Raw genomic sequence first — 11,289 nt, forward strand, 5'->3', positions numbered from 1 at the left:
AAGTTATGTTCCGTCTGTTTTTACGATAAATTCAATTTAAATAAGTCAAATAAAATATATTTTTTTAAATAAAGTTGCAAACGCTTACTGGTGAGAAGCGTACAGATAGGAAGGTTCCTTTATGGAAAAGAAATGTAAGTTTAGTATTCGAAAATACGCTATCGGTGCTTGTTCTGTTATGATAGGTGTCCTGTTATTTGGTATGCCATTGGCATCGGCTGATGTGGTACAACCGTCCAGTTCAGCAACGGTTACTAGCGAGTCATCAGGTGGCAGAGAAAATGATTCTGGTACGGTCGAGCGGGTAGAAGGTCTAACCAGTCTACCAGCTGAATTGGCAGACAAATTAGCAAAAGCCGACTCTGGCGACAATGGAGGAAGCAGTTCTGATAATAGCGGAAATACTTCTGAAGCAACATCAGAGGTAGCTACTCCCAAACCGGCTCAGCCAGTGGCAAATGAGGGAGTCACTCAACCGAAACCTACGCAGCCGAAAACTTCCGCTAGCAATGAAGCTAGCCAGCCCACTTTACCAGCTCAAGCAGCAAGTCCTACTGAAAATAAGGAAACAGAAATTGCTGATTATGGACCACTTCCAACCAAGGCTCAATTGGACTACCACAAAGAAGAATTAGCCGCCTTTATCCACTTTGGTATGAACACCTATACCAACTCTGAGTGGGGAAATGGTCGTGAAAATCCTTCTAATTTTAATCCGACTAATTTAGATACAGACCAATGGATTCGAGTGTTAAAAGAAGCAGGATTCAAACGGACGATTATGGTTACTAAGCACCATGATGGTTTTGTTCTTTATCCGTCTGCGCATACAAATCACACTGTCGCAGCCAGTCCGTGGAAAAATGGTAAAGGCGATGTCTTGGAAGAAGTTTCTAAGTCTGCGACCAAATATGACATGAATCTTGGGGTCTATCTTTCTCCGTGGGATGCCAATCATCCGTCTTATAAGGTTGCCACTCAGGATCAGTATAATGAATACTACCTCAATCAACTCAAGGAGATTTTAGATAATCCTAAATATGGTAACAAAGGAAAATTTGTCGAAGTCTGGATGGATGGTGCTCGAGGAGAAGGAGCGCAGAAAGTCACTTATACTTTTGATAAATGGTTCGAATATATTAAAAAAGCAGAGGGTGACATCACTATTTTCTCTGCTCAGCCAACAAGTGTCCGCTGGATTGGGAACGAAAAAGGCACAGCAGGTGACCCAGTCTGGCATAAGGTCAAACGCGACAAAGTTCTGGCTAATCCGTCAACAGACTATCTGAATCATGGGGACCCTACTGGAGATATGTATTCTGTTGGGGAAGCGGATGTGTCCATTCGCTCAGGCTGGTTCTATCATGAAAATCAGCAACCAAAATCTTTGCGTGAATTGATGGATATTTACTTCAAGTCTGTCGGCCGTGGAACACCACTTTTGCTCAATATTCCACCTAACAAAGAAGGACGATTTGCAGATGTTGATGTTGCAAGATTAAAAGAATTTCATCAGACGCTCAAAGACATGTATTCTACTAATCTAGCAGCAGGTGCCAGTGTGGTAGCGGATTCTACACGGAAGAATGCCAAATACAATGTCAATCATCTGGTTGATGGTGATGACAAGACATCTTGGGCGCTATCAAATGATGCCTTGACTGGTTCTTTCACAGTTGATTTGGGAGAGAATAAGCGTTTTGATGTGGTCGAGTTGAAAGAAGATATTGCTAAAGGTCAGCGGATTTCCGGTTTCAACATTGACGTAGAAGTCAATGGTCGTTGGGTTCGCTATGGCGAAGGCAGTACAGTTGGCTACCGCCGTCTTATCCAAGGCCAGCCGGTCACTGCTAGAAGAATCCGTGTTACTATTACGGGTGCTCAGGCGACTCCGATTTTGACCAACTTTGCGCTCTACAAAACACCTCAGTCTATCGAAAAGACAGATGGATATCCTTTGGGCTTGGATTATCATTCTAATACTGAGGGAAATAAGAATAATACGACTTGGCATCAAGAAAATGAAGGTGTTCGCGGAAGTTCTATGTGGACTAACCAAAAAGATGCCAGCGTTGAATATCAATTCACAGGAAATAAGGCCTATGTCGTGTCTACTGTCGACCCGCAACACGGTCCGATGGATGTCTATGTAGATGGTCAAAAAGTGGCAACGATTGATACGCAGAGCACCGTGCGCAAACGGAGTCAAACGGTATATGAAACAGGCAACCTAGCAGAAGGTACTCATACTATCAAGCTGGTGAATGCTAGCAATCGTGCCATTGCAACTGAGGGGATTTATACTTTGAATAACAAAAGCAAGGGCATGTTTGAGCTAAGTCAAGCAAGCTATGAAGCTGAAAAAGGTAAAACTGTCACTGTTACTGTCAAACGTGTAGGCGGTGCTAAAGGTTCAGCAGATGTCCGTGTGGTGACCGAGCCCGGAACAGGTGTTCATGGCAAGGTTTACCAAGACAAGACAGAGATTTTGCACTTTGCTGATGGGGAAACCGAAAAGACAGTAACGCTCCAGACTATTGACTTTAAAGAACAAGAAGACCAAGTCTTTGACTTTAAAGTTAAGTTGTCTGACCCAACAGAAGGCAGCTTACTTGGCTTTAACTCATCTGCAACAGTTCGTGTCATGAAAGCGGACAGTCTTTCGCATAACCAAAAAGAATACGATGACCAAGCCAGTCAGCTTATCTACAGTTCAAATTGGCACAGACAGACCAATGCTCAGGGAAATTTCAGTAATACAGAAAGTTGGGCTTCTTATAACGGCTTGTCTGCTGATGCCAAGAAAAAACTTTCTGTGACAGCTATTTTCAGCGGGACAGGAATCGATCTAACTGGTTTTGTGGATCCAAATAATGGTATTTATAAGGTCAGCCTAGATGGCAAAGTCTTAGACTATCAAGAAGGTCAAGGAAATACCACAGAATACAACGGCAAGAAATACTTTAGTGGTAAAGCGGCTCAACGAAAAGGCAATCAAACACTGGTTTCCCTTAAAGGTTTGAAGGACGATGTTCACGTTCTGACCATGGAGCTGGATCCTGAGCGTAATGACTTGGCTAGAAATATCGGAATCCAATTAGATAGGGTCGTGACAAAAGGAACTGGTTCTCATCTCATTTCCAAACAGGACTTTGTAAAAGAGATGAAGCAGTTGAAAGAAACTGTCAATCAAATTACCCCAGAATTATTGAAAGATACCCCGAATAGCCGTACTGCCTTTGTAGAACATAAGACTGTTTTGGAAAATGAATTGGCAAAAGAAACACCAGATGTCCAAGCAATCTTCAATGCAGTTAATCAATTGAAAGAAATTTTGGATAATCCAGATAACTTTGTTCCAGAAAATCGTCCAAACCTACCAGAGGAACCAAGTCCATCTCAACCGTCTACGCCCGATCAGCCTGCAACACCTGATCAAAAACCAGATCAGCCGATTGTAACGCCTCCAGTCACTAAAGAAGAGAAAGATTTGCTTCAGGCTCGTAAGCAAAACTTTAATAAAGACTGGTACTTTAAACTTAATCCGACTGGTGACCAATCCAAGGAAAATATCAATATGAAGGATTGGACAAAGCTTAATCTGCCACATGACTGGAGTATCTTCTTTGACTTTGATCATTCGTCTCCAGCTCGCAATGAGGGCGGTCAGCTAAATGGTGGAGTGGCATGGTATCGTAAGACCTTCACACTGGAGGAAGAAAACAAGGACAAGAACGTTCGTCTAACTTTTGATGGCGTTTACATGGATTCACATGTCTATGTCAATGGCAAGCATGTCGGTCACTATCCAAATGGTTATAATCACTTCTCTTATGATATCACTGACTATCTCTATAAAGATGGTCGTGAAAATACGATTGCTGTCCAAGTTACCAATAAGCAACCAAGCAGCCGTTGGTACTCAGGTAGCGGTATTTACCGTGATGTTCACCTAGTCATGACAGATAAGCTGCATGTCAGCAAACATGGCAATAAGATCACCACACCGAAGCTAAAAGAGCAGCAGCAGGGAGCGGTTGATACAGTTGTTGCCAGCAAGGTTGTCAATACCGATAGCAAAGCGCATCAGGTTTACGTCGAGCACCAGGTCTTTACCAAAGAAGGTCAGGCTGTCTCAGCAGCTGTCCGTTCCGCTGTCAAAGAACTTTTAGCTAATCAGGAAGTTCAATTTGACCAAACTCTTCAGGTCAACAGACCAACCCTGTGGACGACCAAATCAGATAAGCCACAGCTCTATGTCATGAAGACCAAGGTCTATAAAGACAATCAACTGGTTGATGTGACTGAAGATACCTTTGGTTACCGTTACTTTGACTGGACTGCAGCAGATGGCTTCTCACTAAACGGCGAGCGCATGAAGTTCCACGGCGTATGTATTCACCAGGACAATGGAGCACTGGGCTCTGAAGAAAATGCCAAGGCCATCTATCGCAAACTGAAATTGCTTAAGGAGATGGGTGTCAATGCTATTCGTACTTCGCATAATCCAGCCAGCGAACAGTTGTTGAATGCTGCAGCTGAGCTTGGATTCTTAGTGCAGGAAGAAGCCTTTGATACTTGGTACCACAGTAAGAAGACCTATGACTACGGCCGTTTCTTTGACCAAGAAGCAACCCATCCAGATGCTAAACCAGGTGAGAAATGGTCTGACTTTGACTTGAGAATGATGGTCGAAAAAGACAAGAACAATCCATCTATCATCATGTGGTCTCTCGGAAATGAGGTTGAGGAAGCCAATGGAGATGTGCGTTCTATTGCGACAGCTAAGCGCTTGAAGGCTGTTATCAAGGCCATTGACACAGAACGCTATGTCACCATGGGTGAAAATAAATTTAGCCAACGTTCTTCTGGAGGCTTTATCGAAATCGCTAAAATCATGGATGTTGTAGGGATGAACTATGGCGAGCATAACTATGAAGCAGTGCGTCGGGCTCATCCAGATTGGAAGATTTATGGATCAGAAACATCTTCTGCAACTCGGACTCGCGGCTCCTACTACGATCCATCACGGATTTTGAACCATGACCACAGTGCTGGTCGTCGTTATGAGCAGTCTGACTACGGAAATGACAAGGTAGCATGGGGCCGGACAGCGACCCAGTCATGGACCTTTGACCGTGACCATGCCGGCTATGCTGGTCAGTTTATCTGGACAGGGATTGACTATATCGGTGAGCCGACTCCTTGGCACAATATGGATCGTACCCCAGTTAAGAGCTCCTTCTTTGGTATCATTGATACAGCAGGTCTGCCTAAGAATGACTTCTATCTCTACCAAAGCCAATGGCGCTCAGTCCAAGACAAGCCGATGGTTCATATGTTGCCACACTGGAATTGGGATGAGCAAAGCCTACAAGACAGAAAGATGTTGGTTGATGGCAAGGTGCCTGTCCGCGTCTTCTCAAATGCAGCCAGCGTTGAGCTCTATCTGAACAATGAATCGCTTGGCAAAAAGACCTTCACCAAGAAGCAGACAGCAGATGGCAGAAGCTATCAAGAAGGTGAAAATGGTCAACTCTATCTGGAGTGGAAGGTTGCTTATAAGCCAGGTACTCTAGTGGCGGTTGCCAGAGATGAGTCTGGCAAAGAGATTGCGCGTGATACTGTGACAACTGCTGACCAACCTAGCAATGTCCGTCTGGTTAAAGAAGAGCATGTCATCGGAGCAGATGGAAAAGATTTGACCTACATCCATTATGAAATCGTAGATGCCAATGGTAATCTCGTGCCGACAGCTAATAATCTTGTACACTTCAATTTGCATGGACAAGGCGAAATTGTCGGTGTGGATAATGGTGAACAGGCCAGCCGTGAACGTTACAAGGCTCAAGCAGATGGCACATGGAAGCGCAAGGCCTTTAATGGCAAGGGTGTGGTCATCGTTAAGTCAACAGAAACAGCAGGTAAGTTTACTCTATTTGCTGATTCAGAAGGTCTAGGTTCAGACTCTGCAACGGTTTATACGGTGAAAAGAACACAGTCTGCCAAAGAATTAGTTGACTTGCTTCCAGCAAAAGTAACCGCTATGGTTGGTGACGAAGCACAACTTCCACAGACAGTCAAAGCTGTTTACAATGACGGCAGTACAGAAGACAAGACTGTGACTTGGAAGATACCAGCTGACCTGACTAAAACGCGTGGTGTCAAAGAAGTTCTAGGAAATGTAGAGGGTACAAACCTGACTGCTCGCTTGATGCTGAAAGTTTTGGATTTGGTAACTTGGTTGCCAAAAACCCAGACAGTGCCAGTCAATACAGCAACAGAAGATTTAGATAAAGTAGTTACAGCAGTCTTTTCTGACGGTACGACATCAGATGCTGAAGTCAGCTCTTGGACTTTGGAAAATCCAGATGCCTTGAAGACTGAAAATGGCGAAACAACAGCCACAGGAAAAGTCGCAGACTCGGACATTTCTGTGTCGGCTAGATTCCGAGCGTCTAATCAGAACTTAACCGAAGGGGCTGTGACAGGTATTCAGGTTGGTGGCAAGGCTCTGGCTGACTTTAGCGCAGACAAGACTTACTATCGCATTCCACTTGCTTATGGTGCAACTGTACCGACAGTTTCAGCGATAACCACAGCAGGTGCTACAGCTACTATCCAACAGGCTAGTGCTGACAATGACAAGCTGACTTCTATCTTTGTGACAGACGAGTCTGGTCGTCTGACTCGAGTTTATCGCCTGCAATTTGTCGAAGCTAGTCCAGCCTTGACTGGTATTGAGCTAGAAGTAGAAAAGACAGAAAATCTGGTCGAAGATCAAGCAGTACCATATAAAGTCAAAGGTGTTTATGAAGATGGCACTCGGGCGCTTCTGTCAGAAAATGATGTTAACATCACGTTTAACTCAGAAGATGGAGCAGAAGTAAAAGCTGAAAATGGTAAGCTCTTACTCTATCGTAAAGGAACAGCTCGTATCACAGCTCGTCTTGCAAAGGCAGATAAGACTCTGACTTCGCAAGAACTAACCTTGAGCATCGCTGAAAATACACAAGAAAAGACCATTACAGAGCTGCGGACGATTAAGCTATCGACAGATTTGCATAAGGTGCCAACTCTCCCTCAAGAAGTACTGGCAGTTTATAATCAAGGTTTGCCGCGTAAGGTAGCCGTGACTTGGGAGCCGATTTCCCAAGAAAAGGTTGATCGCTATCATAGCTTTACCGTTAAGGGGCGAGTAGCAGGTACTGACATTGAAGCGCAAGCTCATGTGACTGTTGAAGGCTTCTTGACAGCTGAAGAAGTGTCATTGGCCGTGCCAAAAGGTGAGAAGATTAAACTTCCGGCAACAGTCCGTGCTTATCACTCTGATGGCAGTGTCCAGTATAAAGAAGTAAACTGGGATGCTGTTCCATCTGATGCAACGGCTCAAGCTGGAAAAATAGAAGTTACAGGAACAGTCGTGGGACTCAATCTGAGAACCAAGGCTCACATCCGAGTGTCTGAGCAAACGGTCCAAAATAAGAATATCTCTAAACAATGGACAGGGTCAGAACTTCCAGCAGCCTTTGTATCTGATACTGGTGGGGATGATAGCGCTAGTGCTCTAAATGATACCCACATTTCAAGAACTTCAGGCGGAGCTAAGAATCGTTGGACCAACTGGCGTACTGGAAATGAAGAAGATTATGCAGGTATCTTATTTGGAGATGCAGGTGACTTGACTAAACGCTTTGTTGATAATCTAAAAGCAGACTTCTACACGGATGGTTCTATTGGTCTACCAGAAGAATATGTTATTGAATACTATGCTGGCAAAGATCTTCCAGAATTACCAAAAGATGTTAACCATGTTCGTAAAGAAGCGCAGCATCCATTCAATCAATCAAGTAACTGGAAACAGGTAACTGGTCTTCGTGCGCCTCAGACCCTAAGTGCAAACTCTGAAAATGTCTTCCGCTTTGATAAGGTAGAAACACCAGCTATCCGTATTCGTATGAAGAAGAAAGCGAACACCTCAGGTGTTGGTTTGACTGAGCTAACTGTTATGGGCAACAGTGTTGAAGAGGCGACAAGTGCAACCGCCAAGATCATGGTAGATGGACAGCCTATCCCAGGCTTTAACAGCGCTATCAAGGAATATGAGATTGTCAAGAAAGAAACAGGCAATCAAGTGACTGCAGAAGTAAGTGACAATGGGTTAGCGACAGTGATTCCAGCAGCATCTGAAAATGATCCTGTCCGTGTACTCATCAAGGCTGAAAATGGTCAAATCGTGGATGAGTACCGCATTCGATTTGTCAAAGAGAGTAAGCAAATAGGTAAGCCTGTGGCTGCTGAAATATTATCAACAGTCGTAAATGTAGGAGAGAGACTCCAGTTGCCATCAACTGTACCAGTTTATTACCCAAGTGGTACTGAGTGGGTTAAGAAAGATTTAGCAGTTACTTGGAATCCAGTTGATGAAAGTCTACTTCGAACTAAAGGTAGCTTTACATTGACAGGAACGATTCCAGGAACAGATCTGCAGGCACAGCTTAAAGTACGGGTAAGCGAGCAAACTGGACGCAATGCTGCTTTAAACCAAAATCATAACGACCAAGATTCACTTGCTTTTGCTTCAACGACTAATGACACAGATCAAGCTTCACAAGATAGGGTTCACTATGTAAATGATGGTTCGACCAACGAAAGCAATCGCTGGACTAACTGGTCAAGACAGGCTCCAAGTAAAGAAGTATCTGTCGGTGTGCTTTTCAAAAAGCAAGGTCAGATTTCAGCTGAGACAGTACAACAAGTTGGTATGCAGTTCTTCAGAGATAGTGGAACAGATGCACCACAAAGTCTCGTCTTAGAATACTATGACGGTCCAGACTTTACTGAGCCAAATCCAGCTTCTCGTTATGCTGAGCAAGCTGATCATCCATTTAACAATGCAAATAATTGGAAGCAATTGAACTATACAGCAGATAGCGAAATCATAGCTGGCAAGATGATTCATTTCAGCTTTGATCCAGTTAAAACAAAAGCTATCCGTGCCCGAATGACACGCAAGGATACGACTAACGGGGTTGCACTTGTAGAGTTCACTGCCGTTACACCAACAGAAGCGCTTCAGTCAACTACAGTAACGAATATCACTGTTAATGGTCAAGCCTTGGCTGATTTTGAAGCAGATAAGACAGATTACCGTCTGGAGTATCAAGGCACAAGACCAAGGATTGAAGCTACTGCTACAAACAAAGCAACTGTAACAGTTGTTCAGTCTGATAGAGATGAGCTTCCAAGTCTTGTTCGTGTGGTGACGGAAGACGGTCAAACGACTAAGGAATACCGGATCCAGCTAGTGAAGAAAGCAACGGATACTACACCGCCAGTTCACAAAACGACTCCAGACGAAGGCGTTAAGAATTTGGTTGTAGAGCAACCACGCTTGGATATTGTGACAGAAGTTCTACCGTTTAATACTGTTGAACGTGAAAATCCACAATTGCCGAAGGGTATCCGAAAAGTTATCCAAGAAGGCAAGGCCGGCGAGAAGACCACACTTGTGGAAGTGACGATTGAGAATGGCAAGGAAAGCGGTCGTGTGACTCGCGATAGCTTCGTTTCCAAAGCCCCAGTGGATCAGATTGTGGAAGTTGGCAAACCAGTTGAGCAGGTTACACCAGCAGAAGGCGTTAAGAATCTTGTTGTCGAACAGTCACGCCTAGATATTGTGACAGAGACTCTGCCGTTTAATACTGTTGAACATGAAAGTGCTCAATTACCTAAAGGTACCCGAAAAGTTGTCCAAGAAGGCAAAGCTGGCGAAAAGACCGTGCTTGTTGAAGTGACGATTGAGAATGGCAAGGAAAGCGGTCGTGTGACTCGCGATAGCTTTGTTTCTAAAGCCCCAGTGGATCAGATTGTGGAAGTTGGCAAACCAGTTGAGCAGGTTACACCAGCAGAAGGCGTTAAGAATCTTGTTGTCGAACAGCCACGCCTAGATATTGTGACAGAGACTCTGCCGTTTAACACCGTCGAACGTGAACATGCACAATTGCCGAAGGGCACACAAAAAGTTGTCCAAGAAGGCAAGGCCGGCGAGAAGACCACACTTGTGGAAGTGACCATCGAAAATGGTCAGGAAACCGGTCGCATCACTCGTGATAGCTTCGTTTCCAAAGCCCCAGTCGATAAGATTGTGGAAATTGGCAAGCCAGTTGAGCAAGTAACACCAGATCAAGGTCTTAAGAATCTTGTTGTCGAGCAACCACGACTTGATATCGTGACAGAAGTTCTACCGTTTAATACCGTCGAACGTGAAAATGCTCAATTGCCGAAGGGCACCCGAAAAGTTGTCCAAGAAGGCAAGGCCGGCGAGAAGACCACACTTGTGGAAGTCGCGATTGAAAATGGTCAGGAAACCGGTCGATTGACTCGCGACAGCTTCGTTTCTAAAGCCCCAGTTGATAAGATTGTGGAAGTTGGAAGCAAGGAAGAAAAACCAAACAAACCAACTACACCAGAGAAGCCTGTAGAGCCATCTAAACCATCTAAGCCAGAAAATAACTTGCGTATCTTGACGGATGAAGCTACCAAGGTTCAAGTGATTGGCATGAAGTCTACGCTTGATCAAGTTGTGGCCTTGAAGGTTAAGAAAGTGGCAGCTCAAAGCCTAGAAGGTAAGCTCTACGATGCTTATGACATTAGACTAGAAGACCAATTTGGCAAAGCTGTTCAGCCTAAGGGCAAGGTCTTTGTCAGCCTTCCAGTTGCATCTAACAAAGATGTTGAAAATGTCTTCTTTATGACAGTAGCTAATCAGCTTGATGCGGTATCCTTCCAGCAAAAAGGTCATTATGTCGAGTACATGACAGATCAGCTAGGTGTTTATGCAGTTGTTTACAAGTCAACTGCAACCCTGCAGGTGCAGGAGCAAGTGCAGGGAGCTAAAGGAGCTAGTCCGAGTCAAGGTCCAGCCACTAAGTCAGCAACCTTACCAAGTACAGGCACAGCAACAGATTCAGCCTTCCTTCTCGGCCTTCTGTTAGCATTGACAGGATTATTCCTGGTGAAGAAGAAGGAAAATATGTAAAAAAACATTTCCGACACAAAGTTTGGTACATAGCCATTAGTCTATGTACCAGCGATTTAAGGGCGGAACATGGCTTGAGAAAAGATATAGTGTAAGTTATGTTCCGTCTGTTTTTACGATAAATTCAATTTAAATAAGTCAAATAAAATATATTTTTTTAAATAAAGTTGCAAACGCTTACTGGTGAGAAGCGTACAGATAGGAAGGTTCCTTTATGGAAAAGAAATGTAAGTTTAGTATTCGAAAAT

The 11,289-nt window shown here is 44.1% G+C and carries 1 protein-coding gene; it reads left to right on the forward strand.

Translation table 11 applies throughout. The features are described 5' to 3' along the window. Positions 1 to 121: 121 nt before the first annotated feature. Positions 122 to 11,041, forward strand: coding sequence for a G5 domain-containing protein (locus D8793_RS11565; protein ID WP_125372376.1), 10,920 nt, complete (start codon positions 122 to 124; stop codon positions 11,039 to 11,041). Positions 11,042 to 11,289 lie beyond the last annotated feature (248 nt).

The sequence above is a fragment of the Streptococcus cristatus genome, from assembly GCF_003943465.1.
Classification (GTDB): Bacteria; Bacillota; Bacilli; order Lactobacillales; family Streptococcaceae; genus Streptococcus; species Streptococcus cristatus_C.

Coding starts and splice junctions, on each gene's coding strand:
- D8793_RS11565 (WP_125372376.1), top strand. CDS start 122: ATGGAAAAGAAATGTAAGTTTAGTATTCGAAAATACGCTATCGGTGCT.